At 43.2% G+C, this 19,035-nt stretch carries 22 protein-coding genes, 2 pseudogenes, 1 CRISPR repeat array and 1 riboswitch; of the genes and pseudogenes, 15 read left to right on the top strand and 9 right to left on the bottom strand.

What is annotated here, in order from left to right; all coding sequences use genetic code 11:
- The 3 genes from B6A27_RS15635 to mntA all read right to left on the bottom strand — a co-directional run.
- Positions 1–225 (bottom strand): transposase (locus B6A27_RS15635; RefSeq protein ID WP_139788145.1); only part of this gene is annotated, 225 nt, incomplete at its 3' end.
- Between the two features lie 41 nt (positions 226–266).
- Positions 267–644: a type VII toxin-antitoxin system HepT family RNase toxin gene (hepT, locus tag B6A27_RS15630; RefSeq protein ID WP_080862590.1), complete on the bottom strand. Its 378-nt coding sequence runs from the start codon at positions 642–644 to the stop codon at positions 267–269.
- Positions 634–1,041: a type VII toxin-antitoxin system MntA family adenylyltransferase antitoxin gene (mntA, locus tag B6A27_RS15625; RefSeq protein WP_139788144.1), complete on the bottom strand. Its 408-nt coding sequence runs from the start codon at positions 1,039–1,041 to the stop codon at positions 634–636. The genes hepT and mntA overlap by 11 nt, the downstream gene beginning before the upstream one ends.
- Positions 1,042–1,399: 358 nt before the next feature.
- Here mntA and B6A27_RS15620 point away from each other — a divergent pair.
- The 5 genes and pseudogenes from B6A27_RS15620 to B6A27_RS19435 all read left to right on the top strand — a co-directional run.
- Positions 1,400–1,734, top strand: a pseudogene (locus tag B6A27_RS15620) (IS701 family transposase); the annotation flags it as partial.
- A 270-nt stretch (positions 1,735–2,004) separates the two neighbouring features.
- Positions 2,005–3,732, top strand: coding sequence for a DNA-binding protein (locus B6A27_RS15615; RefSeq protein WP_080862589.1), 1,728 nt, complete (start codon positions 2,005–2,007; stop codon positions 3,730–3,732).
- A gap of 304 nt (positions 3,733–4,036) precedes the next feature.
- Complete coding sequence (locus B6A27_RS15610) at positions 4,037–4,303, top strand: helix-turn-helix domain-containing protein (protein WP_369824192.1); 267 nt, start codon at positions 4,037–4,039, stop codon at positions 4,301–4,303.
- Positions 4,304–4,456: 153 nt separating this feature from the next.
- The gene (locus tag B6A27_RS15605) at positions 4,457–5,086 is read left to right on the top strand and encodes an IS3 family transposase (protein ID WP_161491051.1); all 630 of its coding nucleotides are present in this window, start codon (positions 4,457–4,459) and stop codon (positions 5,084–5,086) included.
- A complete protein-coding gene (locus tag B6A27_RS19435) occupies positions 5,010–5,219 on the top strand; it encodes an IS3 family transposase (protein WP_139788142.1) in 210 nt (69 codons plus the stop codon). The genes B6A27_RS15605 and B6A27_RS19435 overlap by 77 nt, the downstream gene beginning before the upstream one ends.
- A gap of 557 nt (positions 5,220–5,776) precedes the next feature.
- Here B6A27_RS19435 and B6A27_RS19265 read toward each other — a convergent pair.
- Entirely contained in the window at positions 5,777–5,908 is a 132-nt protein-coding gene (locus B6A27_RS19265) for a hypothetical protein (protein ID WP_255357516.1), read from the bottom strand.
- A gap of 61 nt (positions 5,909–5,969) precedes the next feature.
- Complete coding sequence (gene yhfH, locus B6A27_RS15600; protein WP_080862588.1) at positions 5,970–6,089, bottom strand: protein YhfH; 120 nt, start codon at positions 6,087–6,089, stop codon at positions 5,970–5,972.
- A gap of 399 nt (positions 6,090–6,488) precedes the next feature.
- On the opposite strand from yhfH, the gene B6A27_RS18730 reads away from it, so the two are divergent.
- From B6A27_RS18730 to B6A27_RS15555, 8 genes are all read left to right on the top strand, one after another.
- Entirely contained in the window at positions 6,489–6,647 is a 159-nt protein-coding gene (locus B6A27_RS18730; protein WP_156487498.1) for a hypothetical protein, read from the top strand.
- 199 nt (positions 6,648–6,846) lie between these two features.
- Entirely contained in the window at positions 6,847–7,371 is a 525-nt protein-coding gene (locus B6A27_RS15590) for a phosphatase PAP2 family protein (protein ID WP_066150396.1), read from the top strand.
- A gap of 22 nt (positions 7,372–7,393) precedes the next feature.
- Positions 7,394–8,536: a glycosyltransferase family 4 protein gene (locus tag B6A27_RS15585; RefSeq protein WP_080862587.1), complete on the top strand. Its 1,143-nt coding sequence runs from the start codon at positions 7,394–7,396 to the stop codon at positions 8,534–8,536.
- A gap of 343 nt (positions 8,537–8,879) precedes the next feature.
- A CRISPR array of direct repeats spans positions 8,880–9,702; the repeat unit is 30 nt; unit sequence GTTTGTATCTTAACTATCAGGGATTGAAAC.
- A 48-nt stretch (positions 9,703–9,750) separates the two neighbouring features.
- Positions 9,751–10,053 (top strand): IS3 family transposase, encoded by a 303-nt coding sequence (locus B6A27_RS19430; protein ID WP_080862603.1) that lies wholly within the window; start codon positions 9,751–9,753, stop codon positions 10,051–10,053.
- Between the two features lie 305 nt (positions 10,054–10,358).
- Positions 10,359–11,339, top strand: a complete 981-nt coding sequence (locus B6A27_RS15570) for an ABC transporter ATP-binding protein (RefSeq protein WP_080862602.1) — start codon at positions 10,359–10,361, stop codon at positions 11,337–11,339.
- Entirely contained in the window at positions 11,329–12,102 is a 774-nt protein-coding gene (locus B6A27_RS15565; protein WP_066150407.1) for an ABC transporter permease, read from the top strand. The genes B6A27_RS15570 and B6A27_RS15565 overlap by 11 nt, the downstream gene beginning before the upstream one ends.
- A 2-nt stretch (positions 12,103–12,104) precedes the next feature.
- Positions 12,105–12,893 (top strand): ABC transporter permease, encoded by a 789-nt coding sequence (locus B6A27_RS15560; protein WP_066150410.1) that lies wholly within the window; start codon positions 12,105–12,107, stop codon positions 12,891–12,893.
- A gap of 123 nt (positions 12,894–13,016) precedes the next feature.
- Entirely contained in the window at positions 13,017–13,685 is a 669-nt protein-coding gene (locus B6A27_RS15555; protein WP_080862586.1) for an SOS response-associated peptidase, read from the top strand.
- A 310-nt stretch (positions 13,686–13,995) separates the two neighbouring features.
- Here the strand turns inward: B6A27_RS15555 and B6A27_RS15550 are convergent.
- From B6A27_RS15550 to B6A27_RS15535, 4 genes and pseudogenes are all read right to left on the bottom strand, one after another.
- Positions 13,996–15,168: pseudogene (locus tag B6A27_RS15550) on the bottom strand (MFS transporter).
- A 121-nt stretch (positions 15,169–15,289) separates the two neighbouring features.
- Positions 15,290–16,123: a MetQ/NlpA family ABC transporter substrate-binding protein gene (locus B6A27_RS15545; protein WP_080862585.1), complete on the bottom strand. Its 834-nt coding sequence runs from the start codon at positions 16,121–16,123 to the stop codon at positions 15,290–15,292.
- Positions 16,124–16,164: 41 nt separating this feature from the next.
- Positions 16,165–16,830 (bottom strand): methionine ABC transporter permease, encoded by a 666-nt coding sequence (locus B6A27_RS15540; protein WP_044741901.1) that lies wholly within the window; start codon positions 16,828–16,830, stop codon positions 16,165–16,167.
- Positions 16,820–17,833 (bottom strand): methionine ABC transporter ATP-binding protein, encoded by a 1,014-nt coding sequence (locus B6A27_RS15535; RefSeq protein WP_066150420.1) that lies wholly within the window; start codon positions 17,831–17,833, stop codon positions 16,820–16,822. Before B6A27_RS15535 ends, B6A27_RS15540 begins: the two co-directional genes overlap by 11 nt.
- Before the next feature lie 160 nt (positions 17,834–17,993).
- Positions 17,994–18,102: riboswitch (SAM riboswitch) on the bottom strand.
- Positions 18,103–18,452: 350 nt separating this feature from the next.
- Between B6A27_RS15535 and rpmG the strand changes: the two genes are divergently transcribed.
- Both rpmG and B6A27_RS15525 read left to right on the top strand, forming a co-directional pair.
- Complete coding sequence (gene rpmG, locus B6A27_RS15530) at positions 18,453–18,602, top strand: 50S ribosomal protein L33 (protein WP_080862584.1); 150 nt, start codon at positions 18,453–18,455, stop codon at positions 18,600–18,602.
- Positions 18,603–18,640: 38 nt separating this feature from the next.
- Positions 18,641–18,898, top strand: a complete 258-nt coding sequence (locus B6A27_RS15525) for a type B 50S ribosomal protein L31 (protein WP_044741903.1) — start codon at positions 18,641–18,643, stop codon at positions 18,896–18,898.
- Positions 18,899–19,035 lie beyond the last annotated feature (137 nt).

The raw sequence follows: 19,035 nt of genomic DNA, 5'->3' as shown, positions 1-19,035 counted from the left end.
TTGTTCTTGCTTCTCCTCGTAGTTTCTTTTCATTTTCTCGGCTTCTTTGGTTTCACGGCCGAACACCATGGAGGCACGCTCCACAAACTCCGCCTTCCACCGGCTTAGCATCACCGGACTAATTTCGTACTTCCCAGCAATCTCATTCACTGTCTGCTCTTCTCTCAGCACTTCCATGACAACCTTCGTCTTAAATTCTGCGGTGTATCGATTCCGTTTTTCCATAGCTTCAGTATAACTTATTTATCTCCTCCTTGTGTCGCACTCTATGGGTTCATTGTAAGATGGTGATCAAGTATTTTTTGCAAAATGATCAAGTTAATCTCCTGGTAGTCGTGAACAGCGATGTTTCTAAATCCGACCATCGCTTTCATTTTTTGTGAAAGAAAAGGAGTGATGATGCCGTGCTGTTCTAAAAGAGAAAAAGCGTCTCGACTGTTTTGGGGGAGGCCGAGCTTTTTCTGAGCGATTATGTGCATCGCCAGGTCAATGCTTGCTTCACACGCTCGTTGAAGATTTAAGATCATGGAGTCTTGCTTCGTGTAGTTTTCTAAATTTTTCGGTTTGTTCTCATATTCTTCGTGAATGCGCTTTATGCACCGCTCGATCACGCTAATTTTATTTAAAATGACATCATTTTTCATAAACCGACCCGCTTTCATTAATGTTTCGCAAGATTTCCGTGCGTTCTTCATTCAATTTTGCGTACATCTTCAAGGCTCTCCATTCATATTCGGCTTTTTTCTGTTCATTTGTACAATAGATGACTTTGCCATTACTGACCACTTGCGCCTGAAACACGGTGCTTGCTTGTTTGAGGTCCACAAGATCGACGTCCCGGTGCAGCCTGGATGCCAATTCTTGCGCAACCATAAATCGTTCATAATGATCCAATTGTTTTTGGTCGCTGAGAAAAGCGATATCAATGTCGCTGTCTTGATGAACATGTCCTGTAACCGTTGATCCAAACAAATAAATCAAATATGGGGACACCGTTTCGATCAACACTTCAATAATGATTGGCTCGATCTGTTCCGTCAATACCGTCCCTCCTTTTCTTCGTCGCAATCCGGGTCATTTTCTTTCATTATATTACTTTTTATTTCCTGCCTCAAACTTTGCGTAAAACGATAGTTTAACGAAAAATTCTCCTCAAGTTTCTGGCTTAAAAGTGAAGCCCCTTAGTCCGGTGTTTTATCATCTTCCCTTGTTTTGCAATCCCCCCTTAAGTTTGGGAACAATCATTCATACCCTCTTCTCTTGTTTTCTTATATAATGAACTGTAGATGAGCAAATTCGCTAACATAAATTGACAACCAAACAAAAAAGGAGACATGAACCCGATTCCTTGATTAGAATAGATGTGCCACCAAACCATTCACAAGGAGGTTCATGTCTCATGAATAGACTAGCGCATCATCAAGGAATTCACAAGTTTTTCACGACGTTGGGGTTAGCGCTTTATTTCTCGAAACGGTTCTGAAGCATCTCGTTCACATGGTAGATGCGATGATCACGAAAGGTTGTTCAGGAACGTTGACCGATCTTCATCATGGGAGTTTTCATCCGAATCACCGCACGACACTGAGCCATTTTTTCACGAAAAGTCCGTGGGATGAAGAAACATTGCTTCGCCAACTCCGGCAATGGGTGCTCCATCGTGTCGAACGCAGCGCGAAACGAGAGAATCACCCTTTTTTGTTTCAATCGCAACGCCCATATCGCTGTAAGAAGGATGGCGTCTAGGCATGCGGCGCCCTCGATGTTGACAAAGGGATGGGAAGGTTGAAAGTCCAGCAAATATGCGGGTAAAAAGTTGCTGTCGTTCGGTTCAAGCATGTGCTTGAGCAAAAAAGTTTTATTTTTGTTTTCCTAGCGTGGTGGTTGAAAATAAAGGAGAGAGCAGACAATAATGAAAGGTGGGGACTTGTCTGTAAAAAATGTGAAACTTTTCTTTTGTTCGTACGTATAAAACAAGTAGCGAACATAAAAAGGGGGGGCATCATGAATGGGACTTTGATTGCGACAGCGGCCGCTATGGCTTTTTATGCGGCGGGGTTATTATTCGTTGTCCTGTTTTCTTCTGTGAAAAAGGTACGGGCGTTGAAACTGGGGGCTATTCTTTTTGTGGTCGGTTATGTAATCACGGCCGTTATTTTTTATTTTCTGATGCCGACGATTACGGTTCCGAACATGCTGCTGGCGAATTTAATTACGGCCGGCGTGCTCTTGCCGCTGCTGCTCTATGCGGTCCGTCCCGATCAAAAATTTGAAGCGCGCGTGGCCACTCCCATTATGTTTCTTTTTGGCTTGGGGTTGGTTGGGCTGCTGGTGACGTTTGTGTTAGGCTTTACCGCATTGGGGACGGCCCACGAAACCATCACCTACCAAGAAAAAGACGAGGCTGAACCGCTTTCGAAGGAAGAGACGCCGATTGCGGTCGCTCCGGAGTTTGCTAGAAATAAAACTCAAAAAGCGATGAGCGTCGTTCCCAACACGCAATTTTTTGATTTAGGAAAATTGCAGGTGCAAAAAGTGAATGGAGAAGTCGTTTATGTGGCTCCGGTCGAGTTTGCGGGATTTTGGAAATTTTTAAGAGGGCAAGAAACAGCCGGATATTTCACGATTTCCGCGACAGATGTGAGCGGGCAGCCACAGTTTCATGAAAGTCCGATGAAATATACGAATTCCAGCTATTTACACCACTATATTCAGCGGGTCATTTACAATGAATATCCGCACTATATTCAAAGCGGGGAGGCGCAAATCGAAGTCGACGATAATGGGAAACCATGGTATGTTCAAACAGTATACCGGCCGCTTCATTTTACAAACCGGCCGGATTTTGATGAAATCAAGGTGGTTGTCATCGACCCGGAAACAGGGAAAATGGAAATGTACGATACGGAGAAAGCGCCGGAATTTATTGAAGGCTCAGTTAGTTCCGAGATAGCGACGATGGAAAACCATTATTTTGGGAAGTATGTCCACGGCTGGCTGAATAGCGTGTTTGGGAAAAAAGATGTCAAAATTCCGAATAAATCGGGCACCGAATCAGAAGTGACGCCGATTTTCAACAACAAAGGGGAAATGCTTTATTTTACAGATATGACATCACCTAAAGAAAACATTGATTCGGCTTTAGGGTATACATTGATTGATGCGCGAACGGGCGAACTTGTTTACTATAACGGCGAAAAAAACAACGGGATCATGGATAGTGAAGGGGCAAAACAAATTGTCAATAAAGAATTTCCAGAGAAAAAATGGGAAGGTTCCATGCCTGTTCTTTATAATGTCGACGGCCATCCAACGTGGATCGTCAATGTGCTTGATCCGAATGGTTTGTTGAAACAATATGCCTATATTAAAGCGAATGATTCCGATTTTGCCGTTTTTGGCGATACGGCGAAGGAAACATTGGACGCCTACCGCATGGCGCTGATGCAAGATCCGGGAAATATCGGCGCGACGGAAGAAACGGTAACCGAGCCGGTGGAAGGAGTAGTCAGCCGCGTTTCTGTCACTTCTTCTGAAAAAGGGCAGGTTGTCTATTTCTTACTGGAAAATGACACCACCATTTATATTGTCAATGCGAGCAAGTTTCCGCTGTCTATTTTCTTAGAAAAAGGCGACCGCATTAAAGCAAGGGCACAAGTGTTGGATAATGAAACGGCCACGATCGAAGACTTGACGATTGAAGGATTGACAGGGGCTTCTAGCGCAAGATAGAAAAACCGCAAATTTCTCACAGGTGCTTGTCCGTTTGGGTTGTCCAAGTTGGACGGCACCTTTTATATCCGCCCGTGGGCAACAAAAAGGATGGCACTTTGAAAAAACCGAAAAATTCATTGACAGAAAAGTGTTTGCGGGCATTCTTTTTTTCGGCAGATCGAAGGCTTAAACCGTTTAAAAACCTCTTTTTTCCAACAAGCTTTTTAATCGCCGAGGCCGTCCTGATGGTTGATATGATCCCCTTATAGTAGACAGAAAAAAGAAAGCCAATTAATCTGTCTACTATGGAGGGGATTTTTCTATGGGGAAAATACGAAAAACATATGATGCAAAGTTTAAAAAGAAAGCTATGGATTTATATTTAGAAGAGAGCATGGGATACAAAACGGTGGCGAAAGAATGGGGGATTAGTCCTTCCATGGTACGTCGATGGGTGAAACGCTATGAACAGGAAGGAATACAAGGTCTGGAGGAAACCCGGGGCAAAGCGAAAGGACGAAATAAAGGAAGACCGAGAACTCGCCAGAAGATCCTGAAACGAAAATCAAACGTCTTGAGACGGAAGTAGAAATGCTAAAAAAGCTCTTAAAGATGTGAAAGGGGGAATGGAAGTAGGAACAGCTCACAAGAAGTTCGCGATCATTCAAGAAATGGCCGAGTGTTACGATTCGATTCAACTATTATGTGAAATAGCAGGCGTGTCTCGAAGTGGATATTACAAGTGGGTAAAACGATAGGAACGCCCTTCTCAAAAGCAAGTAGAAGACAAGCATCTAAAGAAAAAATCGAGGAGTGCCATCCAGAACACAAAGGCATCTACGGGTATCGGAGAGTCCAAGTTTGGCTGAAACGGAAACACAAACGGGATATCAACCATAAACGAGTACGAAGGCTGATGAGGGAGATGGGCATCCGTGCGTTGATTCGGAAGAAACGGCCTTATTACGGAAAGAAAGAGCCTTATGTGATTTCAGACAACCATCTAAACCGAGATTTCCACGTATCAAAGCCAAACGAGAAGTGGGTGACGGATATGACCTATTTAATTTTTAATGGGCAAAAGCTCTATTTGTCCGTCATTCAAGATCTATCCAACAATGAAATTGTGGCTGATCACATCAGCCGAAGAAATGACATCAAATTGGTCATCGACACGCTAAAAAAGGCTATAAAAAACGAAATGTCAATGGACTCCTCCTACATAGTGATCAAGGATTCCAATATACATCCGTTGATACAACAACGTGCTAAAAAGATACAATATAAAGGCCAGTATGTCCAGAAAAGGAAACGGTTTGGACAATGCCTGCATGGAACACTTCTTCCGCCATTTCAAGGCAAAGTGTTTTAATCTATACTCTTTCCGCACGGCCGAAGAGGTGAAGGATGCCGTACACCAATCTATTCGTTTTTATAACCACTATCGTTTCCAAAAGAAATTACACAACCTGAGCCTTTATGAATATCGGACTCAGGCTGCTTAAATGTGCTTTTTTATTCCTGTCTACTTGACAGGGGTCACTTCAATACACGGTTGCTCTTTTTATTTTTTTATAAGGAAGATGGTTTAATAAAGTTTATCAAAGAAAGTGCTTTGATCTGACCTACAAAGAATCAAACTCTTTGCTTCCAGTTTGTTTTGAAATAGTTGATGGATTGGGATGTTTATTTTCTTTTGGGGAGATGGGGAATGGAAAGTCAATCTGTTATCGGGGGCATTGAGAAGCTTTCGCAGTTGAGTTTAGATTTTCATAATGATCTTATGATTTTTCTTTCAGCACTGAGAAAGGCGAGATCATGCTGGACACATCTTGCTGCGGTTGGCCCAAGCAGATAAATGATAGATAAGAAGGCTGATTCACTGAACAGTTCGATCATGAGGGGTTCGATTGGTTCTATCAACTCCCTCTTTTTTGCGCGATTATATGATTTTTTTACTTCGAAGGAATGGCAAAATCCCCTGTTCAACTCTATTGGCGGAATGAACAGGGGGATGACAGCTTACAGCGGGATTTTTCTTCATTTTTTCGCTCCGTTTCATTCATTGACTCAGCATCATTTGAATTTGCTCAGGTGTTAAATTATGAATAAATTCAATTGGATCAATCGCTTGAATCCCGAACTCCTCGCATTTTTCCAAATATCGTAGATAAGCTTGTTCATACATTTCCATCTGATGCTGTCCCCCTTTTTGTCGTTTGTTTGCTTGCTGTTGTTTAGAGATAGCGGCTCTGTTATTCTTCCTGTTGGCTCATGCATTTTTCGCATTCATATAAATAGGATTCGCGCTGTTCTACAATTTCTTCCCCGCATTCTTGGCATTGCTTTGGCGGTAACGGATGGAATGTTAACATGCTGGTAGCTCCCTTCCTGTTTTCGATTTGTTGGTTATATTGTATTATAACAGATATTAAAAATCAATATCTGTTATATAATTAATTTAAAAATTTTTTGCCATCTTGATCTTCAAAACAAAGAGATGCATGAAGTTTTGAAGGACAAATCCCCTGAAGCTTTGTTACTCGTAAAACAAAAGAAAGTCCACATATTTGCTGTCCAGTCTCAAGCCTTAGCAGACACGATCCGTTTTCCGCGTTTTTTTTGCCGTGTTGAATGTTTGTAAAAAGAGTGTAAGGCTTGTTATTTTTGTTTATATTTACTGTAAATTTAAACATTATTGGAATAAAAAACCTTATAATGGTACCGAAGAGGCCCAGATGTATAGGGTCTATAAAACCATGGGGGGAATGGCGATGAAAGCAAAGCAAGCGTTATTACTCAAAGTGGGGGCATCATTATTAACCATTATGCTATTGGGAGCATGCAACAATGAAGAGGATCAACCAGATAATGGAACGAATCAGATAGAAGAAACGGACGAAAATACAGAGCAGTCAGAGGATAATCAATAAACAAACGGAAAAGGCGGCTATGTTCTTTTAGCCGCTTTTTTCATCGAACGATTGAAAAAGGAGGTTCAAATGATCATGGTTAGGTGAAGCGAGGGAACCATCGGCTCAGAAAAAAATTTACAATTTATTCTCATTTCCTCAACATTTCTGTTTTAATCTGAAGATGTAGCACTTTCTTTAAAAAGGAGTTTGACGCGCGATGACAAAGCTTTTACAGCAGGCTTACACGTTGGAATGTCGGATGTTCCGAACCATTAATCGTTATTTTGACTACCAATGGCTCAATATTTATTTTCGATTGGTTACACATGTTGGCGGTGCCACTTTTTCGATTGTCGCTGTGCTGCTGGCGATGATTTTCTTTGAGCAGGAGTGGCGCATGACGGCAGTTGCCAGCGCGTGTGCTTTAGCCGCTAGTCACATCCCTGTTGCTGTGATGAAGCGCCTCTATCCGCGGCCGCGGCCATACGTTGTGTTATCGGAAGCAAAGGTATATGGTCCGTTAAAAGATCATTCATTCCCTTCTGGGCATACAACAGCTGTATTTGCGATCGTCATTCCATTTGTTTTCGCATTGCCTGTTTTGTCGTTTGGTCTTTTACCGATTGCTTTCAGTGTGGCCATTTCTCGAATTTATTTAGGGCTTCATTATCCTTCTGATGTTTTGGCTGGCTGTTTGCTTGGAACAGCTGCCGGTGCGTTTGCTTTTTACTTGCTTCTTTAAATGCTGAAGAGGAGGGGCTCGCATGAGAGTTGCGCTTTTTACGGATACGTTTGTGCCTAAAATCAATGGTGTGGCGCGGACATTAAAGCGCCTAACCGATTTTTTTGAAAAGAAAAACATCGAATACAAAGTGTTTGCGCCGGAAATCCCAGATTACCCGTTCTTTCATTCCCGCATTCACCGCTTGAGCAGCTTTCGTTTCTTTTTATATCCGGAATGCCGTGTGGCCGTTCCGAATGTGTTGCAAATGAAAGCGGAGCTACAAGCTTTTCAGCCTCATCTTATCCACGTTGCTACCCCTTTTAACATCGGGATTTGCGGTTTGCATTATGCAAGAAAAATGCAAGTTCCCCTAGTCGGATCGTACCATACAAATTTTGATCACTATTTGCGTTATTACGATTTACAATTTCTCTCGAATTTTTTATGGCGTTACATGCATTGGTTTCATCGTTCAATGCAAAAAATCTTTGTTCCATTACAGGATACAATGGAGCAATTAAAGCGGCGTGGCTTTACGAATTTGCATCTTTGGCCACGCGGGGTTGATTGTTCACTGTTTCATCCTTATTATCATCAGCGTGAAGTGAGAGAAAAATATAACATTGATGAAAAATATCTTCTTGTTTATGTTGGCAGAATAGCGGTAGAAAAAGATGTCCAGCTTTTGCCTGAAATCGCTAAACGTCTGCCGGAATCATTGCGGGATCACGTTCACTGGCTGGTGGTCGGCGATGGTCCGTTAAAGGAGGAGATGCAGCAGCGTGCACCAGAACGTATGACCTTTGTTGGCTATTTGCAAGGAAGCGACTTAGCGAAAGTATACGCGGCCGCCGACCTATTTGTGTTTCCATCGGCGACGGAGACCTTTGGAAATGTCGTGTTAGAATCGTTAGCGAGCGGCACGGCTGTGATTGGCGCCGACAGCGGCGGTGTGAAAAGCATTATGCAGCACGGAGCATTCGGCTATTTATGTGAGCCGGGAGCGATCGATGAATTTGCGGCTGCCATTGTCCGCTTTCTGTCAAACGACACACAACGAAAACAAATGGAGCTTGCGGGGCGCGCCTATGCACTCACCCAAAATTGGGAGGTTATTTTCGAAAACTTAATTTCTGAATATGAAAAAGTATGGCGCCACCATGCGGAGAGGCTACATGCATAGCGTGTGGGGAGACAAACAAAAGAATAAGTTTATATACTTTCGATTCATTACAAACTCAAGATGTATTGATATCACTAGCGATGTTTATTTTATGTGTTTTCCGCAACTGATCAAGATCAGGGTTAATTTGCCAGTTTGGCTTCATGCACAGAAGGATGACAAGCTTCTGATGAAAGCTGTCGTCGACCTCCAATGCTGCTAAAATCCCTAGGAATCGACGACAGTTTATTTTTATAAAAAATCTTGGCACAATCAGCAATTGCCCCCATTTCTGATTTTCGCTATAATAAAACCAACCATTCCACCCAACGAGAGAAACACGGCAACATCAACATTTTTTTGGGTTTGTATCTTAACTATCAGGGATTGAAACCTTCGAACGTGTCCTGGCAATAGTGTTCATCCGAAGTTTGTATCTTAACTATCAGGGATTGAAACACTCTTCACCACCTTTAACTGTTAATACTTGGCAATGTTTGTATCTTAACTATCAGGGATTGAAACTCATCAATGATGATGGCGTAGTCAACTTTTTCTCCGTTTGTATCTTAACTATCAGGGATTGAAACTAGCGATGGGAAGGAACGATTTCTATTATCTTCTTGTTTGTATCTTAACTATCAGGGATTGAAACCGAGCAGTCTCGCTTGGTGATAATTCTTTAGGGCTGTGTTTGTATCTTAACTATCAGGGATTGAAACAGATTATACGCTCTTCAAAAGCTCTATGAGGACGTTTAGTTTGTATCTTAACTATCAGGGATTGAAACGCAACTGGTTTCTCTACATTAGAAGGTGCATTCGCTGCGTTTGTATCTTAACTATCAGGGATTGAAACATAAAAAACGGAAATTTAAGTGCAAGAGCAATTGAGTTTGTATCTTAACTATCAGGGATTGAAACCTTTTTGTTCCTCTTCTAAAGCGTCATGTTGCTGTTTCGTTTGTATCTTAACTATCAGGGATTGAAACATCAGGAACTCCGCCAACATGGCGAACAGGTTCCAGGTTTGTATCTTAACTATCAGGGATTGAAACGGCCAAATTCCAGATGGTTCTATCACGGAACAAAAGTTTGTATCTTAACTATCAGGGATTGAAACTTTTCTAATTCGAAGTCCGAAAGAGCCTTTCGAGCGTTTGTATCTTAACTATGAGGGGTTGAAACGACATCAAATTGGTCATCGACACGCTAAAAAAGGCTATAAAAAACGAAATGTCAATGGACTCCTCCTACATAGTGATCAAGGATTCCAATATACATCCGTTGATACAACAACGTGCTAAAAAATACAATATAAAAGCCAGTATGTCCAGAAAAGGAAACGGTTTGGACAATGCCTGCATGGAACACTTCTTCCGCCATTTCAAGGCAAAGTGTTTTAATCTATACTCTTTCCGCACGGCCGAAGAGGTGAAGGAGGCCGTACACCAATCTATTCGTTTTTATAACCACCATCGTTTCCAAAAGAAATTACACAACCTGAGTCCTTATGAATATCGGACTCAGGCTGCTTAAATGTGCTTTTTTATTCCTGTCTACTTGACAGGGGTCACTTCACCTTTGGAGTGCTTTTTATTTTAAGAAGGTGGCGCGGGGAAGGGAACGACATTTACGGAAGCGGTATCGAATTCCTCCTTCTCGCATCCATGGTTTGCTGGGGATGTGGATGAAATGCTTGCATAAACGTATAATTTTTGTAAAATATCAACTAGAATGCCATTTGTTTTATGGAAAGGACAACGTCGGGCTTCGATGATGAGGAAGCCTGTTTTTTGTTGGGCGATAGGTGGCTTCAAAAGTGGCATTGGAGGGTGGACATGATGATTGAAGTTCAGCATTTGCATAAATCATTTCGCGTTCATGTTCGACAGGCGGGGTGGCTCGATGCGGTCCGCCATTTATGGAAGCGGCAGTATCAGGTAGTCGAAGCGGTGAAAGATATTTCATTTACCATTCCAAAAGGAGAAATTGTTGGGTTTTTAGGCCCGAATGGAGCAGGAAAGACAACGACGATGAAAATGCTCGCTGGGCTGCTTCACCCGACATCGGGAAAGATGAATGTTGGAGGATTTGTTCCGTTCGAGCAGAGGCCGGAGTTTAAAAAAATGATGAGTTTGGTGATGGGACAAAAAAGTCAGCTGATTTGGGATATTCCGCCCATGGAAACCTTTTTAGTCAATAAGGCGATTTATGAAATCGATGACCGCACCTTTCATCGGACGCTTGATGAATTAGTGGAACTGTTGGAGCTGCAGCCGCTGCTAACAAAACCGACGAGAAGCCTGTCGCTTGGGCAGCGGATGCGCTGTGAACTGGCTGCGGCTTTATTGCACCGGCCGGCCGTTTTATTTTTGGATGAGCCAACGATTGGCCTTGATGTTCATACACAGGAAAAAGTCCGGCGTTTTATTGCGGAATATAATCGTGAGCACCAAACGACCATTTTATTAACATCGCATTATATGGGAGATGTGACTGCACTGTGTGACCGCATTATGATGATTAACTACGGCCAGCTGATTTATGACGGAGAATTGTCGGTGTTAACGGAAAAGCTGGCGCCATACAAACGGCTTGAGGTGCGCTTTTCTGAAGTGCCGAATGCGCGCTGGGAAGATTATGGGGAAGTGGCAGAAATCGAGGACAGCCAGGTGGTATTGCGGGTTAATCGTGAGAGGGTAGCTGAAGTGTCGGCGCATTTCTTGCAGCATTTCCACGTTCATGATATTAACATTCAAGATCCGCCGATGGAAGAAGTGATTACGCGCGCCTTCCAGGAGGAGTTGTCCCATGGTTCGTAAATATGCTGCTCTTTTACGGATGAAGTACATGGAAATGCTGGCTTACCGCCTAGCTACGATTGTATGGATGACCGGGGCTATCACTCAGCCCTTGATTACGATGGCTGTTTGGATCAACATTGATCCATCGCAAAGCGATGCGTTCTTTTTTTACTTTATGGCCGTGATTTTTGTAGAAAGAATGACAAGTGCATGGGATGTTTGGGAGCTCGATCGCGAAATTCGCGAAGGGACATTTTCCAACTATATCATCCGGCCGTTGCATCCGATCCATTGGGCGATTGCGGAGAATGTAGTGTATAAGCTATTATTTCTTGTTATTTTAATACCGATATGGGCGGGGGCGGCGCTGTTTGTGTCGGCACTGCGCGTTGAGATATCAATGAGTCAGCTGTTGTTATTTTTGGCGGCGGTGTTGATGGGGGCGCTGCTTCGTTTCTTGCTTAGCTATACTTGCGGGCTGCTTGGTTTTTGGATAACAAAAGTTGCGGCCATCTACAGCGTGCTGGAAGTTATCTCTTTATTTTTATCAGGGAGAATAGCGCCATTATCGATGCTTCCACCGCTTTTGCAGCAATGGAGCATTTTCCTGCCCTTTCGTTACATGATCGGTTTTCCGATTGATCTGATCAGCCAAGCCGCTAATGGTCATGAGGTGCGCCAGGGCTTTATGATCGCATCGGTTTGGGCCGTGATATTCATTATGATGCTTCAATGGATCTGGAAAGCGGGATTAAAGAAAAATCAAGCGGTGGGTGGTTGATCATGGGCAGATACTGGCGAATTTTCCGCGAATTTTTCCGAGCGTGCTTTGTTGAAGAGCTGGAATATCGTAGCGAGTTTCTTGGGAATCTGGTTTCCAGCTTTTTTGGCATTGGGATTGCGATTTTGACCATCCATATCTTTTTTTATCAGACCGATCGGCTTGGAGGATGGACATATACAGATGTACTTGTGCTGCTCGGCGTCTTTAATACATTGAAAGGCTGGATCGATTTTGCTTTGCGCCCCAATATGCCGCGCTTGCTTGAGCACGTTCGCCGCGGCACGCTTGATTATATTTTAACCAAGCCTGTTGATAGCATGTTTTATGTGAGCTTTCGTCATTTAGTGTTTTGGCGGTTGATTGATGTTGCTCTTGGCCTCGGTCTGATCGTCTATGGACTAGCGGAAAAGCATTATATGCCATCATTGGTTGATATACTCGTTTTTCTGATCACGATGGCTTCGTCGCTTGTATTGATTTATTCGTTATGGATGATGCTGATGACGACTTCGTTTTGGGTGATCCGCATTGATGATTTATCTTTTATTTTTGATTCCTTCTTTGAAACAGCGCGGTTTCCGATCGGCATGTACCGCGGCTGGGTGCGCGTGATTTTGACTTATGTGCTGCCAGCGGCGGTAATTACGAATATGCCGGCTTTATCGTTGCTGGGAAAATGGAATATGGCGACTGCGCTTATTGCTGGATTGCTGGCTGTTGTGTTTTTATGGCTGGCACGTCGCTTTTGGCGGTTTGCATTGCGTTCGTATACAAGTGCAAGCAGCTGAGGAAAGCGCAAGGTAGAGAAAACGGATGGACATAATGGAGCAAAAGATGAAAGGGAGCGCGCATATCGCTCCCTCTTAGTGTTATACTTGTACATAAGTATATATTTAAAGGAGGGGATTGGGATGTGCGGACGTTTTTCGTTGGCGGCTGATATGGAGCAGTTGCAAGCGTTGTTTCATTTTGTTTTTCCTGAACCGCTATCGCCCCGTTTTAACATCGCGCCAAGCCAAGCGGTGCTGACGGTTGTTGAAGAGAATGGGATAAGGATCGGAAAAATGATGAGGTGGGGGCTCGTGCCCGCTTGGGCGAATGATCCGAAAATCGGCTGGAAGATGATCAATGCGAGAGGCGAGACCGTCGATGAAAAAGCGAGCTTTCGTCAAGCGTTGAAACGGCGCCGTTGTTTAATTTTAGCGGACGGATTTTACGAATGGAAAAAGGAAGGGACGAACAAAATTCCGTATCGTTTTACGTTGCGAAATGGTGAGCCTTTTGCTTTTGCAGGGCTGTGGGAAAAATGGGACAAGCAAGGGACGGCGTTGTATACATGTACCATTATTACAACGGAAGCAAATGAATTGGTCAGCCCCATTCATGAGCGGATGCCGGTCATTTTGCCGCCAGAGCAGCATGAAGCATGGCTGGATGCAAAGCTAGAGGATACCGATTATGTGAAATCGTTGCTTAAGCCATATGCCGCGGCAAAGATGAGCATGTATGAAGTAGATTCGATTGTCAATTCACCGAAAAATGATGTTCGTGCATGTCTGGAGCCGATTCATAGTCAATGAGAGGAAGGGAACTTGCACGTTCTTGTCCTTTTAAGGACGAAATGAATGATCTTTGGAAGAGTGTCGGTTGGGAAAATATGTATGATCTTGCCGTTGTCATCGATTCGTGTGATCAAGGTGAACTCTTTTTCGAGACTCGGCCGCCCGACTCTACTAGATGACATTGAGGAAACTTACCTTCGGAAGGTTTGTTTTAGGGATTGAAGCATGGGGGAACGCTAGCGGAAACAGAAGATCCGCCGGCGTTTTTTATTGAAGGAGAAAGCGGGAACGCTTTTAGGAAGAACAAGATAGCAGACAGGACGAACACTTATTGGAGATGCTTTTGGGCATATCTAATCAACGGATAGCTTAACAGCAGCAAAGCAATGATAAACGCGATCACACCCAACCAATGAAAATGCATCTAAAAACAACCTCCTGCTGTCCCCGCCAAGCTCGACCCTACATAATAAAATAGCAGATAAAGAGAAGCTGCTTGCGCTTTATAGAGCCTTGTGCATTTGCCAATCCATGTGCTGGCGATCGAATGGCAGCCAAACGTAAATAGTGAAAGCCCAATCAGCTTTATCGCAACAGAAGGAATAAGGGGAATAGCGGCACCGAGAATGGTCCATGTGACCGATAGACTTAATGTGGGCGCATATCCAGATAAATCGGCTTTTTTTCCCATATAAACAGAGCTGAAGCTTCCGAATAAGTACACCATAAACAAAAATCCAAGCACGGATAGACTTAATGAGTATGGCGGTTCACTTAATAAAAAGCTAATATAGTTGTACAGCGTCACAAACTCTCCCATAAATAAAAAGCCGAGCATAATCAGCGACATCAGCGGTTTATGGCGCAAATGGACAACATAGGCCGCCAAAGCCGTTTTGCCGCTAGACGGCTTTGGGGCAGAATGGCGCGGCGCCGGCAGGATCACGGCGAAAATAACGCTTAATAAAAGCGAAAAGGCTCCTATGGAAAACAGTGCGGTCCGCCATGAAAACCAATCGGTTAATAGCCTGATCGCTATTCGTCCAGCCATGCCTCCAATGCTGGTTCCGCTAAATAAAGCCCCATCGCTTTGCCAATTCCTTCTGCTTGAAATTCCTCCGTAATATAAGCCATTGTTAAAGAGGGGACGTCGGCAGCTGCCATACCGAGTAACGCGCGCGCAAGCACAAGAGAAGGAAAGTGGGAGAGTAGCGTGCTTGCCATCGTTAATAACGATGTTAACAGCAACGAGATGGTCATCACTCTCTTTTTTCCAGCGCGATCCGAGATACTCGCGGCAAGGAGAATGATAATGGCTAATGCACCGGTCGATACAGACATGGCTAAGCTAGCTGAAGCGGCAGAAATGTGAAAGGTTTTTGCGAACAGCGGCAAGAGCGGCTGAGCCGTATAATAAGCTGGCGAAGGTAACAAATCCGCCCAAAAACAGCGCCCAGCTTGCTTTGCTAGATTCTGTACTGCCTCCTTGAATGTGTGTCAATGGTTCTCGCCTCTTTATTGTTCTTCGATCTATTTTTACTATAATGGTTCGATGACGAAACGTCTATTTCCATGCTGTGAAAAAGACACACGCCGTGAGGAGACGGCGTGTATGGGAGAAGTTATTGTTTTCGTTCCAGCATCCATTTTGGCTTTCCAAAGCCTTTGAAATTTTGGTCGATCACTTTTTCAAATTCTTTTGATTGAACCACTGCTTGGATATCTTTGACAAACGGTTGATTTAAATCTTTTGTATTCACAACGATGCGATTGCGATAATCATCCGGCATATTTTCTAGGGCAAGAGCGTCATTTAAGTCCATTTTTGCCGCTAAAGCGAAGTTGCCGGGCACCGCCGCCAAATCGACGCTTTCAACTGTCCGCGGCAATTGCCCTGCTTCAATCGGTTTAAATTTAAGGTGCTTGACATTTTCTTTGATATCTTTTTCCGAAACAGTGAGCGGATTGACGGATGAGTCAAGCTGGATCAGTTTTTGGTCTTGTAAGATTAGTAGTGCTCTTGCCAGGTTCGTAGGATCATTCGGAATCGCCATTTCGCTTCCATCCTTGATTTCATTTAGTGATTTAAATTTTTTTGAATAAATCCCCATTGGAGCAGTTGGAACAATAATGACTTCAGAAAGATCAAGATGATGCTCTTTAGCGAATGTCTCCATATAAATTTTATGCTGGAATAAATTAGCGTCTAAATCGCCATTGGCTAAAGCTAAATTTGGTTGAATGTAGTCGCTGAATTCCACTACTTTGACTTTATATCCTTTCTTTTCTAACAGCGGTTTGATCGCTTGGTTGACCATGTCGCTGTATGGACCGGAAGTTGCGCCAATCGTCAGCTCTTTTTTCTGCGTGCTTCCGGAAGCAGCTTCTTTATTGCCGCATGCCGCTAAAAGTGAAAAGGAAAGAAGGCAAATAAGTAAAACCAGTCGTTTTTTCATGTTGAAATCCCCCTTGATTATTTTATCGATTGCGTTGTTTTTTACCGTTTATCGACAAGACGGGCGATGCGTTCACCGCTAAATTGAATGATTTGAACAAGACAAATTAAAACAACGATCGTTGTAATCATCACCGTATTGTCATAGCGATAATAGCCAAAACGGATCGCTAAGTCGCCAATGCCCCCGCCGCCGACAATGCCGGCCATGGCAGAATATCCGACTAAGCTAATCGTTGTAATGGTGATCCCGTGGACGATGCCCGGGCGAGCTTCCGACAGCAGTACATCTTTAATAATCATCCACGGCGTAGCCCCAACGGCAATTGCTGCTTCAATCACTCCCTTCTCAATTTCTCGCAATGAGGTTTCTACCATTCTTGCGAAAAAAGGAATGGCGGCAACCGACAGCGAGACAGAGGCAGCAGTAGGACCGATGGTGGTTCCGGTAATCAGTCTTGTCAGCGGCAGCAGCCCGACGAGCAAGATGACAAACGGAATCGAACGAATCAGATTGACCGCAAAGCCTAGAACGGATTTGACGATGTTATTTTCTAAAAAAAGGCCCCGATCCGTGACGAAAAGCAGAATCCCCAACGGAAGTCCAATAAGGATCGCGATACAAAGAGAGATGGCGACCATATAAATCGTTTCTAAAAACGCTTTGTTTAGTTCAGGAATAAGATCGATAAGAGCATTAAGCAGCATGCGCAATCACTTCCAATCCATTGGTTCTTTCGGAAATATAATCGAGCGCTCGTTCAATTTCTTTGCGCTCTCCTGTCAGCTCCATGATAAAGACGCCGAGCGGGATGTTTTGAATATATTCGATTTTCCCGTGTAAGATATTGCCTTTCACTTTAAAGGTTTGCAACATATCGGAAACGATCGCTTCTTCGGCGCTCTCTCCCTTGAATAAAATTTTCACCATCGTTCCTGTCCGTTTTTGCAACAGATGGTCAGGAACTTCAAATTGCAGGATGCTATTGATGAAAGATTTCGTTAATTCCTCCTTTGGATTGGTAAAAAGCTCATATACCGTTCCTAATTCTATAATTTTTCCATTTTGCATAACCGCGACGCGATCGCATATATCTTTCACTACCTCCATTTCATGGGTAATCAATACAATAGTGATGCCTAATTCGCGATTAATTTTTTTCAACAGTGTCAAAATGGATTTGGTTGTGCTTGGATCGAGTGCCGATGTTGCTTCATCGCACAAAAGGACATTGGGATCATTCGCAAGCGCCCGCGCGATGCCGACTCGCTGTTTTTGTCCGCCGCTCAACTGGGCAGGGTAGGCATCTCGCTTGTCAGACAGACCGACTATGTCTAGCAACTCATTGACTCGTTTCTCTATTTCCTCCTTCGGTTTGTTAGCGGCTTTTAAAGCGAATGCGATATTTTCAAAAACTGTTTTTGAACTGACAAGATAAAAATGTTGAAAAATCATTCCGATTTTTAGACGCGCTTGCCGTAGCTGTTCGCTGTTTAAAGATGTTAAATCAACGCCGTCTATCATAATTTGTCCAGATGTCGGCCGCTCCAAAAGGTTGAGGCAGCGCAGCAACGTGCTTTTGCCGGCGCCGCTATAGCCGATGACGCCAAAAATTTCTCCAGCTTGGATGGTCAAAGAGACGTGATCGACGCCGATGACTTGCCTGTTTTTCGATGTGTAAATTTTAGTTACATCCTTGATTTCAATCATCACTTTCCCCCCTGAGAGTCGAGCTTTTTTAAAAAGAATGGAATTTGCAAAAAGTCTCGCGATGGCTCTTTTCATATGGTAACGAAAATTTTTGCATGGACCTCCATATAAAAGAAAAAACCTCTTTCACTCAGAAAGAGGCATCGGTATGTAAATACCAGACTTATCTTTCAGAATGAAAGCCATTCTGCAGGATGTGGCACCGTTCCCGATTGCGGGAGGTTGCCGGACGTCATTGGGCCTGTTCCCTCGGTCGCTCTTGATAAGCGGTTTGTTTATGGAATTTTTATACTCATCATAATTCCGATAAAGCTGATTGTCAATATCGGTTTTTATGAAAAAAAGATAAAAACGCTTACATTATAGGGAAAATAAGAAAAAATTTTTATTTATAGATGGCCCGAAAGTAAATCTATATTTGTCCACAAAAGGAGAAGAGAGAACGACAAAGCGATCGTCAACTTTTAGGATTTTTTCTCTAAGCTATGAGAGGGCGAATCTGACTTTCTTTCTTGACGATTGACAGTTGCTTATTTTTTTGATAAGTTGAATATGTTAAATCGTAATTATTACGATTTAATGGTGTATCAAATATTTTCAGTTTGGAGGGATCTTAGGCATGAGAGTAAAAGTTGTTTTACAGTGCACAGAGACAGGTGACCGTAACTATATCACGACAAAAAATAAACGAAATAATCCAGAGCGCTTAGAATTAAGAAAATATTCACCACGTTTAAAGCGCTATACGCTGCATCGCGAAACGAAGTAGCGCTTTGCTGAAAATAATCTAAAGGAAGTGATTCTCAAATGAAGCCAGGCATTCATCCTAACTATCAAAAAGTGGTTTTTATGGATGTCAACAGTGAATATAAATTTTTAAGCGGATCGACCAAATCTTCTAACGAAACGATCGTATGGGAAGACGGGAATACATATCCGCTTATTAAAGTGGAAATTAGTTCAGATACGCACCCCTTTTATACTGGGAAACAAAAATTTACGGACCGTCGCGGAAGAGCTGAACAATTTATGAAAAAATATCATTTGCAGCAGCAAGATAAATAATGGAAGGATAAAGCCGTACGAGACCGACCGGGAGCCAATGGTTTTATTGATGAGGGAGAAAAAATTGTTTCTCATAAACTGTTGAGTAAAAAAAGAGGATTTCTATATAAACCCAGTCTGCCTTTCCAGATGCGCCC

It is taken from the genome of Anoxybacillus sp. UARK-01, assembly GCF_002075365.1.
In the GTDB taxonomy this organism is placed as follows: Bacteria; Bacillota; Bacilli; order Bacillales; family Anoxybacillaceae; genus Anoxybacteroides; species Anoxybacteroides rupiense.
The sequence above is the reverse complement of the archived record's forward strand: the minus strand, read 5'-3'. Positions and strand labels throughout refer to the sequence as shown.